This is a genomic window from Rathayibacter sp. Leaf248, from assembly GCF_920939495.1.
GTDB lineage: Bacteria > Actinomycetota > Actinomycetes > Actinomycetales > Microbacteriaceae > Rathayibacter > Rathayibacter caricis.
In genome coordinates, this window is the sequence record NZ_CAKLAV010000001.1 from 853,592 (window position 1) to 880,201 (window position 26,610).

Below are 26,610 nucleotides of genomic sequence, written 5' to 3' on the forward strand. Positions count from 1 at the left end.
GACCGGAGAGGGGAACCCGTCAGGCTCCGAGGCGTGCGAGCGCCTCGGCGACGGGGAGCTGCTCGCGCTCCCCCGTCCGGCGGTCCCAGAGCTCGACGATCCCCTCGGCCGCACCGCGACCGGCGATCACGATCACGGGCACGCCGATCAGCTCGGCATCGCCGAACTTCACTCCCGGCGACACCTTGGGGCGGTCGTCGATCAGCACGTCGCGCCCGGCGCTCTCGAGCGAGGCGCCGACCGACTCCGCGAGGGCGAGGGCCGCCGCGTCCTTGCCGGTCGCGATCACGTGCACGTCGAACGGAGCGACGTTCTCGGGCCAGATCAGGCCGCGGTCGTCGTGGTTGCTCTCGGCGATGACGGCGAGGATCCGCGTGACGCCGATGCCGTAGGAGCCCATCGTCACGGTGACGAGCTTGCCGTTCTCGTCCAGGACCTTCAGGCCCAGGACCTCGGCGTACTTGCGGCCGAGCTGGAAAACGTGGCCGATCTCCATGCCGCGCGCCGTCTCGATCGGGCCGGAGCCGTCCGGAGCGGGATCGCCGGCGCGGACGTCCGCGACCTCGACGATGCCGTCGGCGGTGAAGTCGCGCCCGGCGACGAGGTCGAGGACGTGCTTCCCCGGGATGTTCGCCCCGGTGATCCAGGCCGTGCCGTCGACCACGCGGGGGTCGAGCAGGTAGCGCACGCCGGTGGCCGACTCCTCGCCGAGCACCGCGCCCTCGGGCGACCAGGGGCCGATGTAGCCCTTGATGAGACCGGGATGCTTCGCGAAGTCGGCCTCTGTGGCCGCCTCGACCTCGGCGGGCGCGAAGGTGACCTCCGCGCGCTTGAGGTCGATGTCGCGGTCGCCCGGCAGACCCACGATGACGAGCTCGCGGCTCCCGTCGAGGGCGGTGAGCGCGAGCACGACGTTCTTCAGCGTGTCGGCCGCGGTCCAGGCCCGGCCGTCGGCGCGGGGCTCTCGATCGTTCGCCAGGTCGACCAGCGTCTGGATCGTCGGGGTGTCGGGCGAGTCGAAGACGCGCGCCTCGGGCAGACCCTCGAGGGGACGGGCTTCGGGCACGGGGGTGCGGTACGCCTCGACGTTGGCGGCGTAGCCGCCGGCGGAGCGGACGAAGGTGTCCTCGCCCACGGGGGTCGGGTGCAGGAACTCCTCGCTCCGCGAGCCGCCCATGGCGCCCGCGTCGGCCTGCACGATCACGTACTCGAGGCCGAGGCGGGTGAAGATCCGCTCGTAGGCGTCGCGCTGCAGCTGGTAGCTCGCATCGAGGCCCGCGTCGGTGTGGTCGAAGGAGTACGCGTCCTTCATGGTGAACTCGCGTCCGCGCAGGAGGCCGGCCCGGGGACGGGCCTCGTCGCGGTACTTGTCCTGGATCTGGTAGATCGACAGGGGCAGGTCCTTGTAGGAGGAGTAGAGGTCCTTGACCAGGAGGGTGAAGAACTCCTCGTGGGTGGGCGCCAGCATGTAGTCCGCGTCCTTGCGGTCCTTCAGGCGGAACACTCCGTCGCCGTACTCGGTCCAGCGTCCGCTCGCCTCGTAGGGCTCGCGCGGCAGGAGCGCGGGGAAGTGCACCTCCTGGGCGCCGGCCGCCTCCATCTCCTCGTGGATGATCCGCTCGATGCGGCGCTTCACCCGGAGGCCGAGCGGCAGCCAGGCGAAGACGCCCGGGGCCTGGCGGCGGATGTAGCCCGCGCGCACGAGGAGGCGGTGGCTCGCGACCTCGGCGTCCGAGGGATCCTCTCGGAGGGTGCGGACGAACAGGTGCGACAGACGGGTAACCACGAGGGACGATCCTATCCGGAGCCCGCGCGCCGGGTGGCGCCGTCAGTCGGGGATCCGCGAGAAGACCAGGCTCCCGCCGACCCCGTCCAGGACGACGTCCTCCGAGGTCCCGCCGATCTCGACCGGGGCCGAGAGGAGGGCCAGCAGCCGGTTCTCGGCGGGGCCGGGCTGCTCGCCGCAGCCGTCCGTCCAGACGGGCGGCTCCTCCGGCGCCAGCACGCCCGCGTCGATCGTGAACGGAGCGACGACGCTCGAGCACTCGGTGCCGATCACGAGGGTCTCGTAGCCGTCCACGCGCTCGGTGCGCAGGCGGACCCGCGCGTCCTCCACCCAGGCGGAGTAGGGCCCCTCCCCCGACGCGGCCGTCAGCACCCAGCGGTCGCAGCCGAACGGATCCGCGGCGGTGCGGCGATCGGTGCAGCCGTCGATGCCAGCGGCCGCGGCCGGACGGAGCGAGGCGACGCCGGCCGCGGCGAGGGTCGCGACGACGACTGTGAGCGCGAGGCGGAGGACGGGGCGGACCACGACGATCGCGCCCCGCTCCGACTCAGTTGGCGCCGACGGTGACGACCGGGGCGCCGGTCGAGGTGTCGTCCGCGGGCATCTCGGCGGCCAGGCGGTTGGCCTCCTCGATGAGCGTCTTCACGATCTCGGCCTCGGGGACGGTCTTGATGACCTCGCCCTTGACGAAGATCTGGCCCTTGCCGTTGCCGGAGGCGACGCCGAGGTCGGCCTCGCGGGCCTCACCGGGCCCGTTCACGACGCAGCCCATCACGGCGACGCGCAGCGGCACGCTCATGCCCTCGAGGCCGGCCGTGACGTCGTTCGCGAGCGTGTAGACGTCGACCTGGGCGCGACCGCAGCTCGGGCACGACACGATCTCGAGCTTGCGCTCGCGGAGGTTGAGCGACTGCAGGATCTGCAGACCGACCTTGACCTCCTGCGCGGGCGGAGCGGAGAGCGACACGCGGATGGTGTCGCCGATGCCCTCGCCGAGGAGGATGCCGAACGCCGTGGCCGACTTGATCGTGCCCTGGAACTCGGGGCCCGCCTCCGTCACGCCGAGGTGCAGCGGCCAGTCGCCGCGCTCGGCGAGCAGGCGGTAGGCCTTCACCATGACGACGGGGTCGTTGTGCTTGACCGAGATCTTGAAGTCGTGGAAGTCGTGCTCCTCGAAGAGGCTCGCCTCCCAGACGGCGCTCTCGACGAGGGCCTCCGGGGTGGGCTTGCCGTACTTCTGCAGCAGGCTCGGCTCGAGCGAGCCGGCGTTGACGCCGATGCGGATCGAGACGCCCGCGGCCTTCGCGGCGGCGGCGATCTTGCCGACCTGGTCGTCGAACTTGCGGATGTTGCCCGGGTTCACGCGGACCGCGGCGCACCCGGCGTCGATCGCCGCGTAGACGTAGTTGGGCTGGAAGTGGATGTCGGCGATCACCGGGATCTGGCTCTTCTTCGCGATGATCGGCAGCGCCTCCGCATCGTCGCGGCTCGGCACGGCGACCCGCACGATGTCGCAGCCGGAGGCGGTGAGCTCGGCGATCTGCTGGAGCGTCGCGTTGATGTTCGTCGTCGGGGTCGTGCACATCGACTGCACACTGACCTGGGCGTCACCACCCACGAGCACCTTCCCGACCTTGATCTGGCGGGACTTGCGGCGGGGGGCGAGGGTCATGGGCACCTTGGGAAGACCCAGATTCACTGCTGGCACCCGCCCATCGTACGCGCGCCGCCCGACCCTCCGTCCGCTTGCCGCGTCTTCCCAGCCGCCGCCCGACTCCCGCGGCGCTCAGCGGACAGAGCGGCCCGCGCCGGACCGCCCGAGCCCTGCCGTCGCCGCAGGCGAGGCGAACGGACGGATCGCGTGCGAGCGATCCGTTCTAGCCGTACGCAGGACGCTCTCGAGAACGCAACCACCCCGACAAGCCGACCGCGGCACGCCGGGCAGGGACCGGCGTGCGAATCAGAACAGCCGTATCGGCTTCACGATGTCGGCGTAGATGAGCAGGGCGCTCATCCCGCCCAGCAGCAGCACGACCGCGTAGGTCAGCGGCAGCAGCTTCGCGATGTCCACCGGGCCCGGGTCGCGCTTCCCGAAGAGCTTCGCGATGCGTCGGCGCAGCCCCTCCCAGAGGGCTCCGGCGATGTGACCGCCGTCCATCGGGAGCAGCGGGACGAGGTTGAAGACGAACAGCGCCACGTTGAGCGAGGCGAGCACGCCCACCATGGTCTGCACTTTCGACACCACGGGCAGCTGGTCGGAGGCGGCGATCTCGCCGGCGATGCGGCCGACGCCGACGACGCTGATCGGGCCGTTCGCGTCGCGCTCTTCCGGGCCGAAGGCCGCTTGCGCCACGTCGAGCAGCCGCTGCGGCAGGTTGAGGATCACGCCGGCGACGCTCGCGATGTTCTGCCCCACCGTCTCCGGGACCGCGGTGATCGGCTGCTGGACCAGCGCCTGTGCGGGCGAGATGCCGATGAAGCCGACGGTCTGCGTCTCGACGGCTCCGGAGGAGTCGAGCACGGGGCTGCCCGCGTCGTCCACCACCGCCACCTCGTTCTCGGCCGGGGTGATCGAGAGGGTGAGGCTCGTGCCGTCCCGGTCGATCTCCACGGCGAGGGGCGTGCCGGCCGACTCGCGGATGATCGGGGTCAGGTCGTCCCAGGAGGAGACCGCGGTGCCGTCGATCGAGACGATCCGGTCGCCCGGAAGGAGCCCCGCCGCAGCGCCCGGAGCCAGCGGGTCGTCGGGCGAGCAGGTCTCCGCGCTGGACTGGGAGGCGGGGACGACGCACTGCGAGACGGTGGAGATCGTCGAGGTGTTCTGGGCCACTCCGATGCCGCACAGCAGCACGGTGAAGAGGACGGTCGCGATGAGGAGGTTCATGAAGGGGCCGCCGAACATCACGATCACCCGCTTCCAGACCGGGAGGCGGTAGAAGGCGCGGTGCTCCTCCCCCTCGCCGATGGTCTCGGCGCTGGCGGCCCGCGCCTCGTCGATCATCGTCGAGTAGGCGCCGCGTCGCGGTTCGGGTGCGGACTCGTTGCCGTTCAGCCCGTTGAAGAAGCCGGTGCTCGACTCCGCGACCCGGTCGCCCGGGTGCTTCGGCGGGTACATGCCGATCATCGCGATGTAGCCGCCGAGCGGCAGGGCCTTGATCCCGTACTCGGTCTCGCCGCGGCGGCGCGAGTAGATCGTCCTGCCGAAGCCGATCATGTACTGCGTGACCTTCACCCCGAAGAGCTTGGCCGGGACGAGGTGCCCCACCTCGTGCAGAGCGATCGAGAGGGCGACGCCCACGGCGATGATGACGACGCCGAGGACGAAGAGCAGCACGGATTCCACCGCATCACTGTAGGCCGGAGCGCCGCGTGCACGCTGGGGTGCGCCTGCACGATCCCGATGAGTCGGGCACCGCGCCCGACTCGGGTCAGGCGGCGGCGATCCTCGCGTCGGCCGCTCGCCGCGCCCAGGTCTCCGCCGCGGCGAGCGACTCCCTCGTCAGAGCCCCGTCGACGGAGTGCGCGTCGACGACGGCCTCCACCGTCGCGAGGATGTCGAGGTAGCCGATCCGGCCCGCGTGGAACGCCTGCACCGCCTGCTCGTTCGCCGCGTTGAAGACGGCCGGGTACGACGCCCCGGCGACGCCGACCTTCTTGGCGAGGCGGACGGAGGGGAACGCCTCCTCGTCGAGGGGCTCGAAGGTCCAGGAGTGCGCGCGGGTCCAGTCCAGCGGAACACCGACGCCCGCGACGCGGTGCGGCCAGTCGAGGCCGAGGGAGATCGGCAGCCGCATGTCCGGCGGTGACGCCTGGGCGAGCGTCGAGCCGTCGACGTACTCGACCATCGAGTGCACGACCGACTGCGGATGCACGGTCACGTCGATCCGCTCGTAGGGGATATCGAAGAGCAGGTGCGCCTCGATGACCTCGAGGCCCTTGTTGACGAGCGTCGACGAGTTCGTCGTGACGACGAGTCCCATGTCCCAGGTCGGGTGCGCGAGCGCCTCGGCGGGGGTCACGTCCCGGAGGGAGGAGCGGTCGCGCCCGCGGAACGGCCCGCCGGATGCGGTGAGGACCAGGCGGCGGACCTCCCGGTGCTCGCCCGCCAGAAGGGCCTGCGCGATCGCCGAGTGCTCGGAGTCGACCGGCACGATCTGACCGGGGGCCGCGAGCGAGGTGACCAGCTCGCCGCCGACGATCAGCGACTCCTTGTTGGCCAGGGCGAGGCTCCGCCCCTCCTCGAGCGCGGCGAGGGTCGGACCGAGTCCGACCGAGCCGGTGATTCCGTTCAGCACGACGTCGGCGTCGACGCCCCGGACGAGCTGCTCCGCCTCGTCCGCGCCGAACGCGGTGTGCTCGACACCGAACGCGCGGGCCTGCTCAGCCACCGCCTCCCGGTTGGAGCCGGCGGCGAGGCCGACCACCTCGAAGCGGTCGCGGTTCGCCCCGATGACGTCGAGGGCCTGCGTGCCGATGGACCCGGTCGAGCCGAGGATGATGACCCTGCGCATCCGCCCATCCTGGCACGGCACGCAGAGCCGCTCCCGGGTCAGCTCACCGCGAGGATGTCGATCACGAAGACGAGGGTGTCGGTGCCCGAGATGCCGGCGTTCGCGTTGCCCGCCTCTCCGTAGCCCTGGGCGGGCGGGATCACGACGAGCACCTGCGAGCCGACGGTCTGCCCGACGAGCGCCGCCTTGAAGCCCTCGATCACGTCGCCGGTGCCGAAGGAGGCGGGCGTGCCGGTCCCCCAGCTCTGGTCGAACACCTCGCCGGTGCCCCAGACGGTGCCCTGGTACTGCACGATCAGGCTGTCGCCGTCGGCGACCACCTGGCCGTCGCCCTTCTTCAGGACGCCCAGCTGCAGCTCGGCAGGCGGGTCGGTCTCGGGGATCGTGACGGTCGGGGTGCCGTCCTCGGCGAGCTCGACGGTGGGCAGGCCGTCGACCGGCGGCTGCGGAGCCCCGGTCGCGGTGGTCGGGACGATCGCCTCGACGTCGATCACCATGACGATCGAGTCGTCGGCCCCGACGCCGAAGTCGGCGCTGCCCGCGTCGCCGAAGGCGTCCGCCGGAGGCACCACGGCCACGATGCGGGAGCCGACGGTCGCGCAGTTCACGGCCTTCACGAGGCCCGAGAGGTACTGGTCGGTGTCGACGGCGAACGCGGCGCGGCCACCGGAGGCGTAGGTGCTCGCCGAGAACTCGGCTCCGCTCGTCGCGTTGTAGAGGGTGTAGTCGACCAGGACGGTGTCGCCCTCCTCGACCTCGTCGCCGGTGCCCTCGATCGCGGTCGTGCGCTCGGTCTCGTCGACGCTGAGCGGCGAGGGGAAGACGGTGACGGGCTTCGTCGCGAAGTCGCCGCTCGTCTCGACGGCCGCCGAGGCTTCTCCCTCCGACACGCAGGTCAGCGGAGTGGGCGACGCGCTCGGCGCCGCCTCCTCCGCACCGCCGGTGCAGGCCGTCAGGCCCAGGGTCGCGCCGACGACGGCGAGGATCGCGAATGCTCTGCGCACGGGGTGCCTTTCCTGTCCGGTGCTGCCGGACGACGTTCGGGGATGGGTCCATGGTCCGTCACGCGCCTCTGGACGACCTGGGCGCGGAGCGTCGGAGCGCTCCCGCGGGAGCGCCGCCTACGATTGGGGCATGCGTGAATTCTCGGTCCCCCAGTCCCGCGCGCTCGTCACCGAGCTCCCCGGCCCGCGCTCGATCGCCCTGCAGGAGCGTCGCGTCGCGAGCGTCTCGCGCGGTGCGGGCACCCTGGCGAACATCTACATGGACCACGCCTCGGGCGCCGTCCTGGTCGACGTCGACGGCAACCGCCTCATCGACCTCGGCTGCGGCATCGGAGTCACGACGATCGGTCACGCGCACCCCGCGGTGGCCGCCGCGGCCGCCGCCCAGGCCGAGAAGCTCACCCACACGCTCTTCACGGTGACCCCCTACGAGAACTACGTCCGGGTCGCCGAGAAGCTCGCCGAGATCACCCCCGGCGACTTCGAGAAGCGCTCGATCCTCGTGAACTCCGGCGCCGAGGCCGTCGAGAACGCCGTGAAGATCGCCCGCAAGTACACCGGCCGCCGTGCGATCGCCTCGCTCGACCACGCCTTCCACGGCCGCACGAACCTCACCATGGCGATGACCTACCGCCCCTGGCCCGAGCGCGCCGGCATGGGCCCCTTCCCCGGCGAGATCTACAGCCTCCCGATCAGCTACCCGTTCCGCGACCCCGAGGGCATGACGGGCGAGGAGGCGGCCGAGCGCTCGATCGACTACATCCGCACGCACATCGGCGCGCAGGAGCTCGCAGCGCTGTTCGTCGAGCCCATCCAGGGCGACGGCGGCATCATCATCCCGGCGCCCGGCTACTTCCAGCGCCTCTCCGAGTTCTGCACCGAGAACGGCATCGTCTTCGTCGCCGACGAGATCCAGGCCGGCATCGCCCGCACCGGCGCGTGGTACTCCATCGAGCACCACGGAGTCGTCCCGGACCTGATCACGACCGCCAAGGGCATCGCGGGCGGCTTCCCGCTCGCGGCCGTCACGGGTCGCGCCGAGATCATGGACGCCGTGCAGCCCGGCGGCATCGGCGGCACCTTCGGCGGCAACCCCGTCTCGACGGCGGCGGCCCTCGCGACCTTCGAGGCCATCGAGACCGAGGGCCTGCTCGAGGAGGCGCAGCGCGTGGAGCGCGCGCTGTGGGCGCGCATCGGCGACTGGGCCGAGCGCTTCCCGGTCGTCGGCGAGGTGCGCGGCAAGGGCGCCATGTTCGGCGTCGAGCTCGTCCACCCCGGCACCAAGAAGCAGAATCCGGAGGCGCTCACCGCGGTCCTGAAGCACGCGACCGCGAACGGCGTCATCCCGCTCGACGCGGGCAGCTGGGACAGTGTCCTGCGCATCATGCCGAGCGTCGTCATCAGCGAGGAGCTCATCGACGACGCGATGTCGGTCATCGAGGAGGCGCTCGCGCAGCTCGGCTGAGCCTCCCCTCCCGCCGGTCGCGCGCATGACCGGCGGGGCATGCGACCGCCGGTACTGTCGGACGGATGCGGACCGACGACGACCACGACGCGCCGACCCCACCCGGCATCGGCCTCTCGGCGAGGTTCGCCCGCTTCGCGATCGGCGGGGTCGGCCGCGTGGTCTACCGCCCGATCGTCGAGGGGCGCGACAACGTTCCGCTGACGGGCCGCGTGATCCTCGCAGCCAACCATCTGTCGTTCATCGACTCCCCCGTGCTGACGCTCCTCGCGCCGCGCCCGGTGCAGTTCCTCGCGAAGGCCGACTACTTCACCGGCACCGGACCCCGCGGCGCCCTCTCCCGGTCCTTCTTCACGGCGGTCGGCGCCGTCCCGGTCGAGCGCGGGGCCGGGCAGGCGGCGCAGGAGGCGCTCGACCTCGGTCGCGCGATCCTCGAGCGCGACGAGGCGTTCGCCGTCTACCCCGAGGGCACCCGCTCGCGCGACGGCCGGCTCTACCGGGGCCGCACGGGAGTGGCGTGGCTCGCGCTGACGACCGGCGCCCCCGTGGTCCCGGTCGGGCTGATCGGCACTCAGGAGCTGCAGCCCGTCGGATCGGTGATCCCGCGCCTGCACCGCATCACGGTGCGCTTCGGCGACGCGCTCGACCTCTCGCGGCACGGCTCCGCCGACTCCGGTCGCGCCCGCCGGCACGCCACGGACGAGGTCATGACCGCGATCCACGCCCTCTCGGGGCAGGAAGCGGCCGGCGTCTACAACGAGTCGCCGCCGACGACCACGGCCGAGCGCATCCGGCGCGCGCTGCCGCACGAGCGCCGCTGAGCCCCGCGGGAACGGTCAGCCGGCGGCGACCGTCTCGGGTTCGTGCGCTACCGGGAAGGCGACGGAGTTCGCGATGAAGCACAGTCGTGCGGCCTCACCGTGCAGCGACTGCGCCAGCTCGATCATCGATGCGTCCGCGACCGTCACCCGGGGGCGCAGGGTCGCCGAGGCGAACCGCCCTCCGTCGCCCTCCTGCACCATCCGGCCGACCGCGTCGTCCGAGTAGTCGGTGACGACCACTCCGTTCTTCACGGCCACGTGGAGATAGGAGAGGAGGTGGCACTGCGCCAGGGCGGCGATCAGCATCTGCTCGGGGTTCCACCGGTCGGCGTCCCCGCGGAAGGGCTTGTCGGCCGACCCCGCGATCGCCTCGCGTCCCTCCGCCCGCACCGAGTTCTGCCGCCCGTAGTCGCGGTACCCGCTGGTGCCGGTGCCGCGGTTGCCGTCCCAGACGACGGAAACCGCGTAGTGGTGATCGATCTGCATCGGATTCCTTCTTCCCCTGGCTGGATCGGGCCGGTCTCGTCGGTCTGGACCCCTGCCCCCGGCAGTGCCGCGGGTAGGATCGCAGGACCATGACAGACACGCTCGCCCCCCAGGTTCCCACGTCGGCAGTCCCCCAGGAGAGGCTCGTCGCGACCGAGATCCCCGGACCGCGCTCGAGGGCCCTGCACGAGCGACGCCTGGCCGTGGTGCCCACGGGAGTCGGCACCGCCCTGCCCGTCTACATCGACCGCGCGCACGGCGCGATCCTGGTCGACGTCGACGGCAACCGCTTCATCGATCTCGGAGCGGGCATCGGAGTGACCACCATCGGCCACACGGACGACGCGGTCGTCGCCGCCGCGACCGAGCAGCTCGGCCGCCTCACGCACACCCTCTTCACCGTCACGCCGTACGAGCCCTACATCCGGGTCGCCGAGCTGCTCGGCGAGCACACCCCCGGCGACTTCGCCAAGAAGACCGTCCTGGTCAACTCGGGCGCGGAGGCAGTGGAGAACGCGGTCAAGATCGCGCGCAAGCACACCGGTCGCCCCGGGGTGGCGGTCCTCGACCACGCGTACCACGGCCGCACGAACCTGACGATGGCCATGAACTTCAAGGCCCTGCCCTACGGCCTCGGCTTCGGCCCCTTCGCGAGCGACATCCACCGCGCGCCGAGCTCCTACCCCTACCACGACGGGCTCTCCGGCGCCGAGGCGGCCGAGCGCACGATCTCCTACCTCGAGAAGACGGTCGGCGCCTCCGCTCTGGCCTGCCTCGTCGTCGAGCCGGTGCAGGGCGAGGGTGGATTCATGGTGCCCGCCGAGGGCTACCTCCCGGCACTGCAGGAGTGGTGCACCGCGAACGGCATCGTCTTCGTCGCCGACGAGATCCAGTCGGGCATGGCCCGCACCGGAGCCTGGTTCGCGAGCGAGCACTTCGGCCTCGTCCCCGACCTCGTGCTCTCGGCCAAGGGCATCGCGGGCGGGCTGCCGCTGGCCGGAGTGACGGGTCGCGCCGAGATCATGGACTCCGCGCAGGCGGGCGGGCTCGGCGGCACCTTCGGCGGCAACCCCGTCGCCGCCGCGGCCTCCGTCGCCGTCTTCGAGCGCATCGAGCGCGAGGGGCTGCTCGCCGAGGCCGACCGGATCGGCGCCCGTCTCGGTGCCGCTCTGCGAGAGCTGCAGGAGCAGTACGACATCATCGGCGACGTGCGCGGGATCGGCGCGATGATGGCGATCGAGCTCGTCCTGCCCGGCACCGCCACGACCACGAAGATCCCGAACGCGGCGGCCGTGACCGCGATCACCGAGTACGCAGCCTCGCACGGCGTCCTCGTGCTCAGCGCGGGCACCTACGGCAACGTAGTCCGCTTCCTGCCCAGCCTCGCCCTCACCGACGAGCTGCTCGACGACGCGGTGTCGGTCCTCCGCGACGCCTTCGCCACTCTCTGACGGGACTCCTCCGCACTCGACGGCCCGGACCCCGCACGAGGGGTGCCGGGCCGTCGGGCAAGATGGGGGGATGTCTGCAGGAACCTTCACCGTCGCGGAGTCCGTCGAGCTCGCTGTCGTCGAGCGCTCGGGATTCGTCGAATCCCGCCACGCGGGCTCGGCCGTCCTCCTCGACAGCGACGGCCGGGTCGCCCGGACCCTCGGGAACCCGGCGGCGCCGATCCTCCCCCGCTCCTGCCTCAAGCCCTTCCAGGCCCTCGCCGTCATGACCGCCGGGGTCGAGCTGAACGCCGCGGAGGCCGTGATCGCGACGGCGAGTCACGCCGGCCTGTCGCAGCACGTCGCCCTGGTGCAGAACCTGCTCTTCCGCGCGGGGCTCGACCACACGGCGCTGCAGTGCCCCGCCGACTGGCCGAGCGACTCCGCGAGCCGGGCGCAGCTCCTCCGGGCCGGTGCGGCGAAGGACCCGCTCTACATGAACTGCTCGGGCAAGCATGCGGCGATGCTGCTCGCGTGCGTTCAGAACGGCTGGAGCACGGACGACTACCTCGAGCGCACCCACCCGCTGCAGCAGCACATCGTCGACACGATCGAGCGGCTGACCGGCGAGCGGATCGCGGGGACGGCGATCGACGGCTGCGGCGCACCCGTGCACGCGCTGCCGCTGACCGCACTCGCGAAGGGGATCTCGCGGATCGTCTCCTCCTCTCCGTCGTCGCCGTTCGGCCTCTACCGGCAGGCGGGGGTGCTGACGAACGCGATCCTCGAGAACGCCTGGGCGCTCGACGGACCGGGGCGCGACAACACCGTGGTGATCGAGCGGCTCGGACTCGTCGCCAAGCTGGGCGCCGAGGGCGTGCTGATCATGGCCTCGCCGGACGGCACGACCGTGGCGCTGAAGATCCTGGACGGCAGCCTGCGCGCGGCGACGGTCGTCGCGCTGAAGCTCCTCGTCGAGGCGGGCACGGTCGAGCGTGCCGCGGCGAACGAGGTACTCGTCCGCCTGAACCCGGTCGTCACGGGCGGCGGACGTCCGGTCGGCGCGATCCGCGCCTCCTACGTCTGAGCCGCCCGTCCTCCCCGCTTCTCACTGCTCCTTCGCGAGCCGCTTGGCGCGCGCCGCCGACGACACCTGGATGACGACGACGATCACGATGGCCAGCAGGAACACCGCGGAGGCGATGACGTTCGCCTCCGCCGGGATCCCGCGGGCCGCGGCGATGTAGATGTACTTCGGGAACGTCGTGACCGAGCCGGAGTTGAAGTTCGTGATGATGAAGTCTTCGAAGCTGAGCGCGAAGGACAGCAGCGCTGCGGCGAGGATCCCGGGGAGCAGCAGCGGGAACGTGATCCGCCAGAACACCTGCCCGGGCGAGGCGTAGAGATCGCGGCCCGCCTCCTCGAGCTTGGGGTCGAGGCTCGCGACGCGGGCCTTCACCGTCACCACCACGAAGCTGATGCAGAACATCGTGTGCGCCAGGATGATCGTGACGAGGCCCTTCTCCGCTCCCACGGTGAGGAACTGGGCGGCGAGTCCCGCACCGAGGACGACCTCCGGGGTCGCCATCGGCAGGAACAGGAGCAGGCTGATCGCGGACCGGTACCGGAACCGGAAGCGCACGAGCGCGATGGCGATCATCGTGCCCAGCGCCGTCGCGAGCACGGTCGCGACCGCCCCCACGAGCAGGCTGTTGCCGAAGGCGGTCATCACCTCCTCGCTCGTCCACGCCGAGATCCACTTGTCGAAGGTGAACCCGCGCCAGGCGATGTTGCTCTTCACGGAGTCGTTGAACGAGAACACGAAGGTGTAGCCGATGGGGATGAGCAGGAAGATCAGCGCGAGGGCGGTGTAGACGCCCAGGCCCAGTCCCGTGAATCGGCGCGGGCCTCGCACGGGCGCCGGCGCCGGGGCCCCGAGGGCTTCCTGCGCGCTGGCGACGGGCCGATCGGCGGTAGCGGTCACAGCAGGTCCTCCGTTCCACTGCGCTTCACGTAGAAGCCGACGATGACGAGGATCACGGCCATCAGCACGATCGAGAGCGCCGCCGCAGCGGGGTAGTTCTCGAGCGTGAGGAAGTTGGCCTCGATCGCGTTGCCCACCATGGACGTCTGCGAGGATCCGAGGAAGTCGCGGCTGGCGTTGATGTAGTCGCCGGCCGCCGGGATGAAGGTCAGCAGGGTGCCCGAGACGATGCCCGGCATCGAGAGCGGCACGGTGACCTTCCAGAACACGGAGGCGGGATGGGCGTAGAGGTCGGAGCCCGCCTCGAGGAACCGAACGTCGAGCCGCTCGATCGAGGTGTAGAGCGGCAGCGTCATGAACGGGATGAAGTTGTAGGTGATGCCGAAGATCACCGCGATCGGCGTCCCGGTCAGGTGGCCGTCGGCCGGGAGGATCGCGACGGCCTTGAGCCCCTGCACGAGCGGGCTCTCGTCCGCCAGGATCTGCTTCCACGCAAGGGTCCGCAGCAGGAAGCTGATGAAGAACGGGGCGATGACGAGGGTCAGCAGCAGGTTCTGCAGCAGCGGCCACGGCCGCGCCTTGACGCCGATGAAGTACGCGAGCGGGTAGCTGATGACGAGGGCGAGGACCGTCGCGATCAGGGCGTACCCGAAGGACCGCAGCGCGTGGGGCCAGTAGTCGGCCATCACCACGAGGTAGTTCTGCCACGCGAACCCGGGGGCGTACTCGCCGATGTCGCCGTCCGGGATCTCGGCCTGGAACGACGTGAGCACCAGCGAGATCAGGGGCGCGAGGAAGAACAGCAGCATGTACGCGATGCCCGGCAGCAGCAGGACCAGCGCGAGGGTCGAGCGCTTGCGGACCGGCGCGTCCAGCGGATTCGCGGGTCCGGACGCGAACGCGGCGAAGGCCATCCCTACGCTCCCGCTCGCCCGGCGAGCAGGCCGCGCTTCTGCAGCGCGATCGCGCGGGTCGAGTCGTCGGCGTCGAAGCGCGGCACGGAGCCGGGCTCGTCGGCGAGGCCGAAGCCGTGCTCGGTGCTCCAGCTCACCCAGACCTGCGCTCCCTCCCCTACGACCGGGCCGAACACCATGTTCTGCGCGAACACGACGACGGGACCGAGGCCGGGGATCTGGAGGGTGTACTGGGTGCTGACCCCGCTGAAGGACACGTCGACGACGACACCGGGCCCGAGCACGTTCCGGTCGGGGAGGTCCCCCGGCGCCTCGGTGAGCAGCAGCAGCTTCTCAGGACGGATGCCGATCGTGACCTCGCCGCTCGTGCGCGCGGACCGGGCCGCCGGGACGGTGATGCGGTGACCGCCCGCCTCGACCGTGAGAGCGCGGTCGGTCGAGCCCACGACCTCGCCGGTGAACAGGTTGGACTGGCCGAGGAAGTTCGCGACGAACGCCGTGCGCGGCAGCTCGTAGAGCTCCTCCGGAGCGCCCATCTGCTCGATGCGGCCCTTGTTCATCACCGCGACGGTGTCGGCCATGGTCATGGCCTCCTCCTGGTCGTGCGTGACGTGGAGGAAGGTCAGGCCGACCTCCTCCTGGATCGACTTGAGCTCGAGCTGCATCTGCCGGCGGAGCTTGAGATCGAGGGCTCCGAGCGGTTCGTCGAGCAGGAGGAGTGCCGGACGGTTGACGACGGCGCGGGCGAGGGCGACCCGCTGCTGCTGCCCGCCCGAGAGGGAGGCGGGGCGGCGCTGGGCGAGATGGTCGAGCTCGACCAGGCGCAGCGCCTCATGCGCCTTGCCGACCGGGTCGTCGATCCTGCGGCGCTTGAGGCCGAAGGCGACGTTCTCGAGGATCGACATGTGCGGGAACAGCGCGTACGACTGGAACACGGTGTTGACCGGGCGCTGGTAGGTCTTCGTCGCCGTGACGTCCTCCCCGCCGATGAGGATCCGGCCGGCGGAGGGCTCCTCGAGCCCTGCGACGAGTCGAAGCGTCGTGGTCTTCCCGCAGCCCGAGGGGCCGAGCAGCGCGAAGAACGAGCCGGCGGGGATGGTGAGATCGAGCGAGTCGATGGCGGTGAATCCGGGGTACTGCTTGCTGATCCCGACCAGCTGGAGGTCGGCGCCGCTCTCGGCGAAGGTTCCCGTCGCCATCAGATGCCCAGCAGCACTTTCTGGAACTCCGCCTGGTAGTCCTTCTCCTCCGACGCCGTGAGCGTCCGGAACACGTGCGCCTGCGACAGCGTCTGCTCGTCGGGGAAGATCAGCTGGTTCTCGGCCAGCTCCGGGTCGATGCTCTCCATGGCGTCCTTCGCTCCGTCGACGGGGGTGATGTAGTTGACCCAGGCGGCCACCTCGGCGGCGACCTCCGGCTCGTAGTAGTAGTTCATGAGGGCTTCCGCGTTGGCCTTCCGCTTCGAGCCCATCGGCACGACGAACGTGTCGTTCCAGAGCGTGCCGCCGGAGTCGGGGAGAGCGAACTCCCACTTGTCGCCCGCCTCCGCGTTGATGAGCGTGATGTCGCCCGACCAGCAGATCGCCGCCAGGGTGTCCTCGTTCTGCAGGTCGTTGAGGTAGGCGTTGCCCTTGATGTTGCGGATCTGGCCGTCGTCGACCTGCTTGCGGAAGACGTCGATCGCGTTCATGAACTCGTCGTCGCCCCAGGTCCCGGCGATGTCCGTGCCCTGGGCCTGCATGATGAGACCGATCGTGTCCCGCATCTCGCTAAGCACGCCGACGCGTCCGCGCAGCTCCGGATCCCACAGGTCGTCGACGCTGCGCAGTCCGTCCGGCAGCTTCTCCTTGTTCCAGCAGATCCCCGCGAACCCCGCCTGCCACGGCAGCGAGAGCCGACGGCCCGGATCGAAGTCGGGGTTGGCGAGCGAGGCGCTCAGATTGGCGATGTTCGGGATGTTGGCGTGGTCGAGCTCCTGGACGAAGCCGCGCCGGACGAGCCGCGAGACCATCCACTCGGTCAGGCACACCGTGTCGGCACCGATGTACTGGCCGAGGGCCAGCTGGTCCTTGACCTTGCCGTAGTAGGAGTTGTTGTCATCGACCGCCACGTTGTAGGTGACCGAGATCCCGGACTGCTCCTCGAAGGCCAGCAGCGTCGGGTAGGCGCCGTCGTCGTCCTCGTCGAGGTAGGCGGGCCAGTTGTCCCAGACCAGTCTCGGGTCGGCGGCCGATCCGTCGGCGGCCGCGGTGGGAGCCGGTCGGCTGACCGGCGCGCAGGCGGCGAGAGCGAGCGCGCCCGCTCCGAGCCCCAGTCCGCCGAGGACGGCACGCCGTGACAGCATCGCGCGCCGCTCGCGCTCCCGGGAGCGGGCGACGGCGATCGCCTCGCGGAGGACGGGATCCCTCGGGAGGGGACGGGTCATGGCTGCGGCTCCTGACTTCGTCGGTGCGCGTGCTCACCGGCGTGAACGTGGGGAAATACTGGCACAGCACCGATCGGCCTGTCGACGCGCGACGGACGGAATCGGGCATTCGGAAACATGATCGTCACGAATTCCGCGCTCATACGCCCTTCAGACCACGGATTCCCGAAGTCGCCGCCTCGTTCCTCGAGCTGTCGGGCCACCGCGACCGCCGTAACCGTCCGCCCTCCTCGAGCACGAGGCTGCCGGGCGTGCAGAGCGGAGCGACCGGCAGCGGGCCGAGGACGATCCGCGCCTCGAGCGGCGGCACGTCCAGCACGACGGCCCCGTCCCTGCGGATCCCGGCGAGCAGTCCTCGGGCGGTCGCCCACTCGGCGACCGTCCCGAGGATGACCGAGGAGCGCTCCCCGCCGTCCGCGGCGAGCGCCTCCTCGACGGAGAGCACGGGAGCCGTACCGTCCAGCATCGTGCGGAGCGCTCTCGCCGAGTTCGTGAGGATCGCCACCCGGGCGGCACCGACCGGTAGCGGAGGAGGGAGGCGCCGCTCACGCGCGAGAGTCGGCCGGCTGCACTCGAAGACCTGCAGCCGGTCCCCGTGCCACCATCCCCCGCCCGGAGGGAGCTCGGAGCGGAACGGCTCACCGTCGACGGCGAGCAGCTGATGGTCCTGTCTGCTCGCAGCCCTCAGCAGCAGCACGTCGTCGACTCCGTCGCGGAGCGCGGCGATCCCGTCGGTGGTCCGTCTCGCGGAGACGACGATCCGCCGCCGCCCCGCCCGCACGGCGGTCTGCAGCGAATCGAGCAGACGGCGCCGCTCCTCGTCCGAGCATCGACGCAGCAGCAGGTCCAGGTCGTCGAGCAGCAGGGGCGCCTCTCCCCCTCGATCGGACACCACCTCGTCCCAGATCTCCTCGGCGTCCTCGGCACCGAGCACCGGAGGAGCGCCGAGCTGCTCGGCGAGCATCCGCAGAGTGCTCGTGCGGCCCGTTCCGGCCGCGCCGAGCACGAGAAGGGAGGGGCGAGTCAGGACGACCGCCTCCTGGGTCTGCTCGGTCGGCCGGTCGACGACACCCAGCAGCAGACCGGCGCGGTCGTCGGGCGGGACGCCGAGATGCGAGGGAAGAGGATCGAGCCACGGCCGGTGGACCGGCACGTCGGCGTCGCCGGCCGCGATAGCGAGTGGGACGTCTCCCGGCCCCGCGAGCGCGGTCTGCACGAGCGTCCGTCGTCCACCGGCGGACACGACGCAGCGCCCCGGAGAGGCGTGCGGGATCCTCGCGGCCGCATCCGTGCCGAGCAGCGCCCGCGAGTCGGCGGCGTCGTGCACGCGCAGCGCGATCCGGAGCCCGCAGTTCGCCGCCACGGCGTCGCGCACGACCCCGATAGGACGCTGCGTGCACAGCACGAGGTGGACACCGAGCGATCGGCCCCGCGCCGCGATGTCCGCGAAGGCGCGGTGCAGGTCCGGTGACCGCTCGAGGACGACCGCGCACTCGTCGACCACCACGACCAGGCGGGCCAGCGCACCCCGCGGCAGACGTGCGATGTCCGGCACACCGTGACGCGCCAGGACCACCTCCCGCCTCCGCAGCTCCGCCGCGACGCTCGCGAAGGCGCGGTCGGCACCGTGCGGATCGAGGTCGGTGATGACTCCGGTGACGTGCGGCACGCCCGCGAGCGGAGCGAATCCCGCGCCGCCCTTGAAGTCGGCCAGCAGGAACGTCACGGCCGCCGGGTCGTACCGGGCGGCGAGCGCCAGCACCCAGGCCACGAGCAGCTCGCTCTTCCCGCTGCCGGTCGTCCCTCCGACGATCGCGTGGGGTCCGTCGGCGACGAGATCGACCTCGACCGGACCGTCCGCGCCGATGCCGAGGACGACGGGCAGACCGGGTCCGCCGCCGACGCGGCGGAGTGCCCCTAGTTCGACCAGGCTCACGGTGTCCGGAACAGTGCGTGCGCTCACGGCGGAGCTCGCGCCGGCGAGAGCGTCGGAGTAGCGGCGCGCCTCCTGCATCGAGACGTAGCCGACCGACAGGTCCTCCGTCCGACCGACGGCCTCTCTTCCGATGACCCGATCACCGCCCGGCCCGCCGAGCTCGACGACGCACCGGCACGCAGGCGGCAGGTCCGAGGAACGGCTCGCCAGGACGACGAGCCGCTCGCTCTCGCTTCCCACGGCGCCGTCGTCGACCTCGACCACGCGCCACACCTCGCCCGAAGCATCGCCACGCGCGTGGGGTGCGCTGCGCAGGCAGTCCCACTCCGGACCCGGAGGGAGGACGACGGCGAGCTCCTCCGGTGGGACGAGCTCCAGTGCCTGGATCAGGAGCCCCCGCGCGAAGGCGCGGGTCAGCACCGGAGGACCCGCCACTCCGATCCCCACGGTCGCCGGCGTGCGCAGCGGCACCTCCGCCATCGGCGCTCCGGTCCCGGACGAGAGCACGCCCCTCCCCAGCACCACGGCGAATCCCTCCGCGCGTCGCCGCCACTTGGTGTCGGCGGGAAGCCCTCCTCGGAGGATCTCCCGCGCGTCCGGTGCCTCCGCCCGCAGCTCGGCGAGCCGGTTCCTCTCCCGCTCCGCGAGCGCCTCCTCGTAGGCGGCGGACTCCCGCGCGTAACGCTCGTCCTCGGCGCGCTCGGTTCTGCGTCGCACGCGCTTCGCGTCGAGGGAGGAGGCGATGACGACGACCGGCCCCAGCGCGGCGAACGCCAGCACCGTCGGCGACCGCGTCACCGCGAACAGGACCGCCGCCGACAGGACCGGGGCGAGAGCAGCGATCCACGGGAACGGCGGACGCGGCGCGGGAGCAGGCGGTCGGGGCGCGGAGAGCCCGGGGAGGTGGTTCATCCCCCCATCAGAACGGAGGACGCACGCCCGCGGAGCGTCAGCGGAGGATCGGCGGTCGCCCGGAGCCTGTGGAGGAGCCGTCCACCCGCTCGACCGCCATCTCGACGGAGGAGAGCAGCAGTCGGCTGCCGATCTTGGCGCGGTAGCGGCGCCCCGCCTCCAACGGCAGCGGTGCCTGGGCGGGAGCGACGAGGACCGTGCCGTTCGCCGACCAGCGGTCCCTCACCCAGAGCCCGACCTCGTCGAAGCCGAACTCGAGGTGGGTCTTCGACAGCGACCTCGTCTCATCGGGGATCGCGAGGATGTGACGGACGGTCTCACCCGGATCCGGCAGCGGCTGCCGGCCGACGAGACCCGTGCCGGTGACGATGGCGTGGTGCCCGGTGGCGAAGCTCAGCCGGACGAGCCCCTGCGCCGGCGGTGCGAGAGGTGCTCCCGGGGCCGGCCGTCGGTGCCGCCCGGGCGCCAGGCCCGGCAGCCATGCGCGCCGTGACGGATCGAGGACCGTCGTGTCCCCGGACGCGGTCGGACCGGACGTCCCGCGGGTCGCGTGCGTCGCCACCGGGGAACCGCACTCACCGCAGAGGATCGCCCCCGGGGCGAGGGTGGAGCCACACGTGCTGCAGATCACCGAGAACGCCCTTTCCTCCGTCCATGCTATCCGGCGACGGCGCGGCACCGGCCGGGTGGCCGCGATCAGCCGGGGTCGCCCACCACGTCGAGCACGTCGACGACGATCGCCGTCACGTTGTCGCGCCCGCCGTTCTCCAGAGCCGCATCCACGAGCGCGTCGACGGCGTCCTGGGCACTCGTGGTCGAGGACAGCAGGTGCTCGAGCCCCGCGTCCGTCAGCTCCTTGGTCAACCCGTCCGAGCACAGCAGGAGGCGGGACGGAGCGATCACCGGGACGAGCCGGTAGTCGGGGACAGGCGCCTCGTGGAAGCCGACCGCCCGGGTGATGACGTTGCTGTGGGGGTGCACGTCCGCTTCGTCCCGGGAGATCAGCCCCGCGTCCACCAGCTCCTGCACCACGGAGTGGTCCACCGTCAGCTGCACGAGCGATCCCTGCACCCACAGGTAGACCCGGGAATCGCCGATGTTGAAGATCGACCAGTACGGCTCTCCCCCGACGGCGGTGAGCGCGGCTCCGGTGACCGTGGTGCCGGTTCCACGGTCGGCCGCTTCGGAGTGGCGCGCGATGTCGCTGACCGCGTCGCGGAGAGCACGATCGATCTCCTCGGCTCCCACGGTCGTCCCCGTCGCGGCGACCGACAGCCGCGAGACGACGGCCTCACTGGCGATCTCCCCGGCCGCGTGCCCGCCCATCCCGTCGGCCACGGCGAAGAGCGGTGTCTTCGCGAGGTAGCTGTCCTGGTTCGCGCTGCGGACCCGACCGGTGTCCGTGCGGGCCGCCCACCCCAGGGTCACCTCGGCCGCCGGGGTGTCCGAGCTCCAGGCCGAGACGGGCACGGTGACGCTGGCGCGGCTGCGGCCGATCTGCGTCATCGCGACTCCTCGTCTGAGCTCCCCCGCAGCCGTCCGGGCGCGGGGAACCCTCCGATGCTACTTGCTGCCCGTGCTCCACCCCGTTCGCACGCGCTCCGCTCCGTTCCGACGTGCGGCGTCGACTGTCACGGGCGGCGCGAGCACGCTGGATCGACGGGGGAATCCGTGATTCCACACCCCTGCTGCGTGCGGAATCACTTGCTGCGAGCCTTCCGCACTGCCAGGATCGTCGCATGAGTCCCAACCGCCCTCCTGCGCAGCGCCCGGTCCAGCTCGACGACGTGTCGAAGGCGATCATCGAACAGCTGCAGGCCGACGGGCGGCGCTCCTACGCCGAGATCGGCAAGGCGGTCGGCCTGAGCGAGGCGGCCGTGCGGCAGCGCGTCCAGAAGCTCACGGAGTCCGGCGTCATGCAGATCGTCGCCGTGACCGACCCGATGCAGCTGGGCTTCTACCGTCAGGCGATGATCGGGGTGCGCGTCACGGGCGACACCCGCGAGGTCGCGGATCGCCTCGCCGCCATCCCCGCCGTGGACTACGTGGTCCTGACGGCGGGCACGTTCGACATCCTCGCCGAGGTCGTCTGCGAGAACGACGACGACCTCATCGCACTGCTCAACCAGGAGATCCGCTCGCTGCCGGGCGTCCTCTCGACCGAGACCTTCGTCTATCTCAAACTCCACAAGCAGTTCTACAACTGGGGAACGCGGTAAGCCATGACTGACACAGCCTTCTCGACCGACGCGGTCGACGCCGGAGAGACGTTCCGAGCAGAAGACGTACCCGCCCCGATCGACGACGCCGACCTCCAGAAGAAGGCGAAGGACCATCTCTGGATGCACTTCACCCGGCAGTCCGTCATGGACTCCGGAGCCGGGGTGCCGATCATCACGCGCGGCGAGGGTCACCACATCTGGGACAGCACGGGCCGGAAGTACATCGACGGCCTCTCCGGCCTGTTCGTCGTGAACGCCGGCCACGGACGCCGTCGTCTCGCCGAGGCCGCGGCCAAGCAGGCGTCGGAGCTGTCCTTCTTCCCGCTCTGGTCGTACGCCACACCGAGCGCGATCGAGCTCGCCGACCGTCTCGCCGACCACGCTCCGGGCGATCTCAACAGGGTCTTCTTCTCCACCGGCGGGGGCGAGGCGGTCGAGACCGCCTTCAAGCTCGCCAAGCACTTCTGGAAGCTCCAGGGGAAGCCGGGGAAGCACAAGGTCATCTCTCGGTCCGTCGCCTACCACGGGACTCCGCAGGGAGCGCTCGCCATCACCGGCATCCCGGCGATGAAGTCGATGTTCGAGCCGCTGGTCCCGGGAGGCTTCCGGGTGCCGAACACGAACTTCTACCGCGCTCCCCAGCACGGCGACGACCTCGAGGCCTTCGGCGTCTGGGCCGCCGATCGGATCGAGGAGATGATCGAGTTCGAGGGGCCGGACACCGTGGCCGCCGTGTTCCTGGAGCCGGTCCAGAACTCCGGAGGATGCTTCCCGCCCCCGCCCGGCTACTTCCAGCGGGTCCGCGAGATCTGCGACCGCCACGACGTCCTCCTCGTCTCGGACGAGGTCATCTGCGCCTTCGGCCGCATCGGCCACATGTTCGCCTGCGACGAGTACGGCTACGTCCCCGACATGATCACCTGCGCGAAGGGCATGACGAGCGGGTACTCCCCCATCGGCGCGACGATCATCAGCGACCGCGTCTACGAGCCCTTCCGCCACGGCCAGGTCTCCTTCCCCCACGGATACACCTTCGGCGGCCACCCGGTCTCGGCCGCCGTCGCCCTCGAGAACCTCGACATCTTCGAGGAGGAGAAGCTGAACGAACGCGTCCGCGAGAACTCGCCGGTCTTCCGCTCGACCCTCGAGAAGCTGCTCGATCTCCCCATCGTCGGAGACGTGCGCGGAGCCGGGTACTTCTTCGGCATCGAACTGGTGAAGGACAAGACGACGAAGGAGACCTTCGACGACGACGAGTCCGAGCGCCTGCTGAGGGGGTTCCTGTCGAAGGCGCTGTTCGACGCGGGTCTCTACTGCCGAGCGGATGATCGCGGCGATCCGGTCGTCCAGCTCGCTCCGCCGCTGACGACGGGTCCGAAGGAGTTCGACGAGATCGAGCAGATCCTGCGAGGCGTTCTGACGGAGGCCTGGGCCCGTCTCTGAGGGCACGAGTGCGTCGGCAACTCAGGCGGCGCGCTCGTGTGCGAACCGCCAGGGCGGGCGCTCGCCGCACTCGAGTGCGGCGAGGAGACGGCGTGCTCCCTCCTCGTGCGGGTCCGTGCGGCCCGCTTCCTGGGCGACACGGAGTGCCGCGCCGGAGTCGCCGGACGACCAGTGCAGCGCTGCGAGAAGCACGAGGACGCGAGCCCGCTCGGTCCGGGGAGCGAGATCCGCCACGCGCGCGATCGCCTCGACCACGTGATCCGGTTGCGCCTGCGCCCGTGGTGCCAGGAGGATCGTCAGGGCGTGCTCGATCCAGCCCGGACGCTGCGCGCTCACGATCAGTGCGGCGGTGAGCTCCGGTCCGGGCGGGACCTCCCGACCGTCCGCCGTTCGCCGGAGCAGCTGTTCCACCCTCGCACGGTCCCCTCCTGGCAGCTCAGCCCGCGGATGCCGATCGAGCAGCAGGTCGACCTGCTCCGCCACCGCCTTCCGCGCTGAACGGAGTCCTCCGGTCGGGTCGACGATCGGTGCAGGCTCGGGCTCGGCACCGATCGCCTCGAACGAGGTGAGCGACGTCTCACGGGCGCGAGCCCGCAGTGCCGAGGCGACCGCGCCGGATCTCGCCGGATCGTCCGCGTACAGCACCGCGACGACGGAGTCGGCGCGACCGAAGCGACCCAGCGCACCGAGGAAGGCCCGGGCCGAGAGCACCGGGTCTCCTCCGGGCAAGTCGAATCGGAGCGCACCGGTCGGCGCACCGTCACGCACCGGGACGAGCACGACGCTCTCGCGCGGCTGGAAGCCGACGAGCTGCGGGATGCGGGACAGGAGCGCTCTGTGGCGGAGGGGCGGGGACGTGTCGAGAGGAGTCATGGGAGCACAGTGGCGCTCCGGTGCGACCCTCCGGCGGCTCTCCTCCCGCAGTGGAGGAGAGCCGCGTCCGGCCCGCCGCTGTGGAGGACCGAACGGCTGCCTCCTCCCCAGACGCGGCCTCGTCGATCGCTCCACCGATGTCCGTTTCCCGCCGGTCGGTCACGCGGCCGGCGGATACCCTCGGGGCATGAGAACGACTCCCCTCCACCTGCGCCGCACGGCGAGCCCGCTCGGCCGGATCGAGATCGGCAGCGACGGCCGCGCGATCGTGTCGCTCGCGATCGCGCGGGCCGACGTGCTCCCCCACGACCACCTCGAGGAGAGCACCGATCCGGTGCTCGATGCGGCCGTCGACCAGCTCGACGAGTACTTCGCCGGAGCGCGCCGCTCCTTCGACCTGCCGGTGAGCCTCGCCGGCACCGCCTTCCAGCTCGAGATCTGGACGGCGCTGCAGTCCCTCCGCTGGGGCGAGATCACGTCCTACGGCGCACTGGGCCAGGCGACGGGACGGCTCCGCTCCGGGCGCCCGATCGGCGGCGCCGTCGGCCGCAACCCCGTTCCGATCATCGTCGGATGCCACCGTGTCCTCGCAGGGGACGGCCGGATCACCGGGTACAGCGGTGGTGAGGGGATCGCGACGAAGAAGTGGCTCCTCGACCACGAGGGGATCGCGCACCGATGACGGTCGACGAGGGGATCCTCGTCGACGAGGACGGCTCGGCCCGCTGCGCGTGGGCCGGCCGGGATCCGGAGTACCGCCGGTACCACGACGAGGAATGGGGCGTTCCTCTCCACGGCGACCGGCCGCTCCTCGAGAAGATCTGCCTGGAGGGTTTCCAGTCCGGCCTCTCCTGGATCACGATCCTCCGGAAGCGTCCGCGGTTCCGAGAGGTCTTCCACGACTTCGACCTCGAGTCGGTGGCGGGGTTCAGTGAGGACGACGTCGAGCGCCTCATGGCCGATCCGGGGATCATCCGCAATCGCCCGAAGATCACGGCGACGATCGAGAACGCCAGGGCCACGCTCGCCTTGCGTGACAGCGAGGGAGACGGCGCGCTCGACCGCCTGGTCTGGTCGTTCCGCGACGACCGGTCGGGAGGCAGGCCCACGACTCGCGAGCAGGTGCCGACCAGGACGGCCTCGTCACTCGCCCTGTCCCGCGCCCTCCGCTCGGCCGGCTTCCGCTTCGTCGGCCCCACCACGATGTACGCCCTGCAGCAGTCGGCCGGCATCGTCGACGACCATCTCGCAGGATGCTTCCGAGCCGCCGACTGAGCATCACGCCTCGGGAACGACCAGGTCGAGCTCCCCTGACTGCGCGATGACCCCGAGCTCGAAGCCCCGGCCCGCGGACCACTCCACGAGTTCCTCGATCGAGTCGGTCGCGAAGTCGTCCTCCGCCAGTGCTCGGACGAAGAGCCCCTTGCTCTGCTTGTTGAAGTGGTTCAGATTGCGGAGCGACCCGTCGGCGCCCCGGGACCGCACGCGCACGAAACGCTGCGACTCCCCCGAAAGCGGTCCGAGCGCCGCATAGGCCTCGCTGCGCAGATCGAGCACGAGACCACTCAGCGACGCCAGAGCGCGACCCGCTTCCGCCGCCCACCAGCGCTTCAACGGCATCCCCGGGACTCGTGAGTCGTGCGAGAGCCGGTACGCCGGAATCGGGTCGGATGCCCGTACCGGCCCCCAGAGGGCGGACTGGATGAGGACGGTTCGGCCGAGGAAAGCCCGCCCCGCCGCCCCCAGACCCACCGCGTCCAGCGAGTCGTAGAGGACCCCGTCGAAGCGGTCGACCGCAGGCATCGCGGGTGCCGTCATCAGCACCGCGTTGCGATCGATCTCGGAGAGCTGCCGCGGCCCGAGCTTCAGAGCACGCGCCGACGCCTCGCGATCGTGCGCGAGCCGCACCAGCGCGTCCCGCAGCTCTCGTCGGCGCCCCGCGAGTTCCGGGAACGCCAGGTCCTCGAGTACGAAGACGGAGGAGCCGCCCGAGCGCTTCGTCTCGGACGGCGGCAGCAGCACGTGCACGGATCTCCTCGCAGGTTCTCGCGCCGCGGACGGCGCACGACGGAGGGGCCGGGCGATCGTGATGATCGCCCGGCCCCTCCGGTGCCGCGGAGTGCGACGGGTGTCTCAGACGAGCGCCGCCTCGCGGGCGACGACCGTGACGACGTCGTTCTCGACGGACAGGAATCCGTCGTCGGCCTGCGCGGTGATGCGCGTGCCGTCGGCCGCGGTGACGCGCACCTCGCCGGTGGCGAGGATCGCGAGCAGCGGCTCGTGGCCGGCGAGAATACCGATCTCACCCTCGACGGTGCGGGCCGTGAGCTGCTTCGCCTCTCCCGACCACACCTCCGCGTTGGCGGAGACGACGCTGACCTTCAGGGTCCCGGCCATG

Annotated in this window: 25 protein-coding genes; 8 read left to right on the forward strand and 17 right to left on the reverse strand. The window is 71.2% G+C overall.

The features are described from left to right. Window positions 1-19: 19 nt before the first annotated feature. From LRG51_RS04285 to LRG51_RS04310, 6 genes are all read right to left on the reverse strand, one after another. Window positions 20-1,786 (reverse strand): proline--tRNA ligase, encoded by a 1,767-nt coding sequence (locus tag LRG51_RS04285; protein ID WP_230671341.1) that lies wholly within the window; start codon window positions 1,784-1,786, stop codon window positions 20-22. A 42-nt stretch (window positions 1,787-1,828) separates the two neighbouring features. Next, entirely contained in the window at window positions 1,829-2,311 is a 483-nt protein-coding gene (locus LRG51_RS04290) for a hypothetical protein (RefSeq protein WP_107574959.1), read from the reverse strand. Between the two features lie 22 nt (window positions 2,312-2,333). Then, the gene (ispG, locus tag LRG51_RS04295; RefSeq protein ID WP_082481773.1) at window positions 2,334-3,494 is read right to left on the reverse strand and encodes a flavodoxin-dependent (E)-4-hydroxy-3-methylbut-2-enyl-diphosphate synthase; all 1,161 of its coding nucleotides are present in this window, start codon (window positions 3,492-3,494) and stop codon (window positions 2,334-2,336) included. Window positions 3,495-3,746: 252 nt separating this feature from the next. Next, window positions 3,747-5,129: a M50 family metallopeptidase gene (locus tag LRG51_RS04300; RefSeq protein ID WP_230671343.1), complete on the reverse strand. Its 1,383-nt coding sequence runs from the start codon at window positions 5,127-5,129 to the stop codon at window positions 3,747-3,749. Window positions 5,130-5,214: 85 nt separating this feature from the next. Next, entirely contained in the window at window positions 5,215-6,297 is a 1,083-nt protein-coding gene (locus LRG51_RS04305; RefSeq protein ID WP_230671345.1) for a 1-deoxy-D-xylulose-5-phosphate reductoisomerase, read from the reverse strand. Between the two features lie 38 nt (window positions 6,298-6,335). After that, window positions 6,336-7,301, reverse strand: a complete 966-nt coding sequence (locus tag LRG51_RS04310; RefSeq protein WP_230671347.1) for an FKBP-type peptidyl-prolyl cis-trans isomerase — start codon at window positions 7,299-7,301, stop codon at window positions 6,336-6,338. Window positions 7,302-7,431: 130 nt separating this feature from the next. Between LRG51_RS04310 and gabT (LRG51_RS04315) the strand changes: the two genes are divergently transcribed. Both gabT (LRG51_RS04315) and LRG51_RS04320 read left to right on the forward strand, forming a co-directional pair. Beyond that, window positions 7,432-8,766: a 4-aminobutyrate--2-oxoglutarate transaminase gene (gene gabT, locus LRG51_RS04315; protein WP_230671349.1), complete on the forward strand. Its 1,335-nt coding sequence runs from the start codon at window positions 7,432-7,434 to the stop codon at window positions 8,764-8,766. 65 nt (window positions 8,767-8,831) lie between these two features. Next, a complete protein-coding gene (locus LRG51_RS04320) occupies window positions 8,832-9,587 on the forward strand; it encodes a lysophospholipid acyltransferase family protein (RefSeq protein ID WP_230671351.1) in 756 nt (251 codons plus the stop codon). A 15-nt stretch (window positions 9,588-9,602) separates the two neighbouring features. On the opposite strand, the gene LRG51_RS04325 is transcribed toward LRG51_RS04320, so the two are convergent. Then, window positions 9,603-10,073, reverse strand: coding sequence for an OsmC family protein (locus LRG51_RS04325; RefSeq protein ID WP_230671353.1), 471 nt, complete (start codon window positions 10,071-10,073; stop codon window positions 9,603-9,605). A gap of 89 nt (window positions 10,074-10,162) precedes the next feature. Here LRG51_RS04325 and gabT (LRG51_RS04330) point away from each other — a divergent pair, with 89 nt between their 5' ends. Both gabT (LRG51_RS04330) and LRG51_RS04335 read left to right on the forward strand, forming a co-directional pair. After that, window positions 10,163-11,524: a 4-aminobutyrate--2-oxoglutarate transaminase gene (gabT, locus tag LRG51_RS04330; protein ID WP_230671355.1), complete on the forward strand. Its 1,362-nt coding sequence runs from the start codon at window positions 10,163-10,165 to the stop codon at window positions 11,522-11,524. A 70-nt stretch (window positions 11,525-11,594) separates the two neighbouring features. Continuing rightward, window positions 11,595-12,590, forward strand: a complete 996-nt coding sequence (locus LRG51_RS04335) for an asparaginase (RefSeq protein ID WP_055794664.1) — start codon at window positions 11,595-11,597, stop codon at window positions 12,588-12,590. 21 nt (window positions 12,591-12,611) lie between these two features. On the opposite strand, the gene LRG51_RS04340 is transcribed toward LRG51_RS04335, so the two are convergent. The 7 genes from LRG51_RS04340 to LRG51_RS04370 all read right to left on the reverse strand — a co-directional run bounded on the left by LRG51_RS04340 (window position 12,612) and on the right by LRG51_RS04370 (window position 21,180). Next, window positions 12,612-13,391 carry an ABC transporter permease gene (locus LRG51_RS04340; RefSeq protein ID WP_230673081.1) on the reverse strand — a complete coding sequence of 260 codons (780 nt, stop codon included), beginning with the start codon at window positions 13,389-13,391 and terminating at the stop codon, window positions 12,612-12,614. Window positions 13,392-13,483: 92 nt separating this feature from the next. Further along, a complete protein-coding gene (locus tag LRG51_RS04345; RefSeq protein WP_230671357.1) occupies window positions 13,484-14,401 on the reverse strand; it encodes an ABC transporter permease in 918 nt (305 codons plus the stop codon). Window positions 14,402-14,403: 2 nt separating this feature from the next. Further along, window positions 14,404-15,600 carry an ABC transporter ATP-binding protein gene (locus LRG51_RS04350; protein ID WP_230671359.1) on the reverse strand — a complete coding sequence of 399 codons (1,197 nt, stop codon included), beginning with the start codon at window positions 15,598-15,600 and terminating at the stop codon, window positions 14,404-14,406. Further along, window positions 15,600-16,826, reverse strand: coding sequence for an ABC transporter substrate-binding protein (locus tag LRG51_RS04355; protein WP_055794671.1), 1,227 nt, complete (start codon window positions 16,824-16,826; stop codon window positions 15,600-15,602). Before LRG51_RS04355 ends, LRG51_RS04350 begins: the two co-directional genes overlap by 1 nt. A 139-nt stretch (window positions 16,827-16,965) precedes the next feature. Beyond that, window positions 16,966-19,674: an FtsK/SpoIIIE domain-containing protein gene (locus LRG51_RS04360; RefSeq protein WP_230671361.1), complete on the reverse strand. Its 2,709-nt coding sequence runs from the start codon at window positions 19,672-19,674 to the stop codon at window positions 16,966-16,968. Window positions 19,675-19,711: 37 nt separating this feature from the next. After that, the gene (locus tag LRG51_RS04365) at window positions 19,712-20,236 is read right to left on the reverse strand and encodes a hypothetical protein (RefSeq protein ID WP_055794675.1); all 525 of its coding nucleotides are present in this window, start codon (window positions 20,234-20,236) and stop codon (window positions 19,712-19,714) included. A 134-nt stretch (window positions 20,237-20,370) separates the two neighbouring features. After that, entirely contained in the window at window positions 20,371-21,180 is an 810-nt protein-coding gene (locus tag LRG51_RS04370) for a PP2C family protein-serine/threonine phosphatase (protein WP_055794676.1), read from the reverse strand. 233 nt (window positions 21,181-21,413) lie between these two features. On the opposite strand from LRG51_RS04370, the gene LRG51_RS04375 reads away from it, so the two are divergent. Beyond that, window positions 21,414-21,893: an Lrp/AsnC family transcriptional regulator gene (locus LRG51_RS04375; protein WP_055794678.1), complete on the forward strand. Its 480-nt coding sequence runs from the start codon at window positions 21,414-21,416 to the stop codon at window positions 21,891-21,893. Window positions 21,894-21,896: 3 nt separating this feature from the next. Then, window positions 21,897-23,339, forward strand: coding sequence for an aspartate aminotransferase family protein (locus LRG51_RS04380; protein WP_268966560.1), 1,443 nt, complete (start codon window positions 21,897-21,899; stop codon window positions 23,337-23,339). Between the two features lie 21 nt (window positions 23,340-23,360). Here the strand turns inward: LRG51_RS04380 and LRG51_RS04385 are convergent, their stop codons facing one another. After that, window positions 23,361-24,212 carry a DUF4192 family protein gene (locus LRG51_RS04385; protein WP_230671363.1) on the reverse strand — a complete coding sequence of 284 codons (852 nt, stop codon included), beginning with the start codon at window positions 24,210-24,212 and terminating at the stop codon, window positions 23,361-23,363. Window positions 24,213-24,399: 187 nt separating this feature from the next. Between LRG51_RS04385 and LRG51_RS04390 the strand changes: the two genes are divergently transcribed. Next, entirely contained in the window at window positions 24,400-24,894 is a 495-nt protein-coding gene (locus LRG51_RS04390; RefSeq protein WP_230671365.1) for a methylated-DNA--[protein]-cysteine S-methyltransferase, read from the forward strand. Further along, the gene (locus tag LRG51_RS04395) at window positions 24,891-25,487 is read left to right on the forward strand and encodes a DNA-3-methyladenine glycosylase I (RefSeq protein ID WP_230671367.1); all 597 of its coding nucleotides are present in this window, start codon (window positions 24,891-24,893) and stop codon (window positions 25,485-25,487) included. The genes LRG51_RS04390 and LRG51_RS04395 overlap by 4 nt, the downstream gene beginning before the upstream one ends. Before the next feature lie 3 nt (window positions 25,488-25,490). Here LRG51_RS04395 and LRG51_RS04400 read toward each other — a convergent pair whose 3' ends face one another. Both LRG51_RS04400 and LRG51_RS04405 read right to left on the reverse strand, forming a co-directional pair. After that, on the reverse strand, window positions 25,491-26,240 hold the full coding sequence (locus LRG51_RS04400; protein WP_230671369.1) for a YaaA family protein: 750 nt from the start codon (window positions 26,238-26,240) through the stop codon (window positions 25,491-25,493). Between the two features lie 105 nt (window positions 26,241-26,345). Continuing rightward, window positions 26,346-26,609 carry a F0F1 ATP synthase subunit epsilon gene (locus LRG51_RS04405; RefSeq protein WP_055794690.1) on the reverse strand — a complete coding sequence of 88 codons (264 nt, stop codon included), beginning with the start codon at window positions 26,607-26,609 and terminating at the stop codon, window positions 26,346-26,348. Window position 26,610 lies beyond the last annotated feature (1 nt).

What these genes read in the sequence shown, in the direction of transcription:
- LRG51_RS04305 (WP_230671345.1), bottom strand. Translation starts at nt 6,297, where the DNA reads ATGCGCAGGGTCATCATCCTCGGCTCGACCGGGTCCATCGGCACGCAG.
- gabT (WP_230671349.1), top strand. Translation starts at nt 7,432, where the DNA reads ATGCGTGAATTCTCGGTCCCCCAGTCCCGCGCGCTCGTCACCGAGCTC.
- LRG51_RS04320 (WP_230671351.1), top strand. Translation starts at nt 8,832, where the DNA reads ATGCGGACCGACGACGACCACGACGCGCCGACCCCACCCGGCATCGGC.
- LRG51_RS04325 (WP_230671353.1), bottom strand. Translation starts at nt 10,073, where the DNA reads ATGCAGATCGATCACCACTACGCGGTTTCCGTCGTCTGGGACGGCAAC.
- gabT (WP_230671355.1), top strand. Translation starts at nt 10,163, where the DNA reads ATGACAGACACGCTCGCCCCCCAGGTTCCCACGTCGGCAGTCCCCCAG.
- LRG51_RS04335 (WP_055794664.1), top strand. Translation starts at nt 11,595, where the DNA reads ATGTCTGCAGGAACCTTCACCGTCGCGGAGTCCGTCGAGCTCGCTGTC.
- LRG51_RS04345 (WP_230671357.1), bottom strand. Translation starts at nt 14,401, where the DNA reads ATGGCCTTCGCCGCGTTCGCGTCCGGACCCGCGAATCCGCTGGACGCG.
- LRG51_RS04350 (WP_230671359.1), bottom strand. Translation starts at nt 15,600, where the DNA reads ATGGCGACGGGAACCTTCGCCGAGAGCGGCGCCGACCTCCAGCTGGTC.
- LRG51_RS04355 (WP_055794671.1), bottom strand. Translation starts at nt 16,826, where the DNA reads ATGACCCGTCCCCTCCCGAGGGATCCCGTCCTCCGCGAGGCGATCGCC.
- LRG51_RS04360 (WP_230671361.1), bottom strand. Translation starts at nt 19,674, where the DNA reads ATGAACCACCTCCCCGGGCTCTCCGCGCCCCGACCGCCTGCTCCCGCG.
- LRG51_RS04370 (WP_055794676.1), bottom strand. Translation starts at nt 21,180, where the DNA reads ATGACGCAGATCGGCCGCAGCCGCGCCAGCGTCACCGTGCCCGTCTCG.
- LRG51_RS04375 (WP_055794678.1), top strand. Translation starts at nt 21,414, where the DNA reads ATGAGTCCCAACCGCCCTCCTGCGCAGCGCCCGGTCCAGCTCGACGAC.
- LRG51_RS04380 (WP_268966560.1), top strand. Translation starts at nt 21,897, where the DNA reads ATGACTGACACAGCCTTCTCGACCGACGCGGTCGACGCCGGAGAGACG.
- LRG51_RS04385 (WP_230671363.1), bottom strand. Translation starts at nt 24,212, where the DNA reads ATGACTCCTCTCGACACGTCCCCGCCCCTCCGCCACAGAGCGCTCCTG.
- LRG51_RS04390 (WP_230671365.1), top strand. Translation starts at nt 24,400, where the DNA reads ATGAGAACGACTCCCCTCCACCTGCGCCGCACGGCGAGCCCGCTCGGC.
- LRG51_RS04395 (WP_230671367.1), top strand. Translation starts at nt 24,891, where the DNA reads ATGACGGTCGACGAGGGGATCCTCGTCGACGAGGACGGCTCGGCCCGC.
- LRG51_RS04405 (WP_055794690.1), bottom strand. Translation starts at nt 26,609, where the DNA reads ATGGCCGGGACCCTGAAGGTCAGCGTCGTCTCCGCCAACGCGGAGGTG.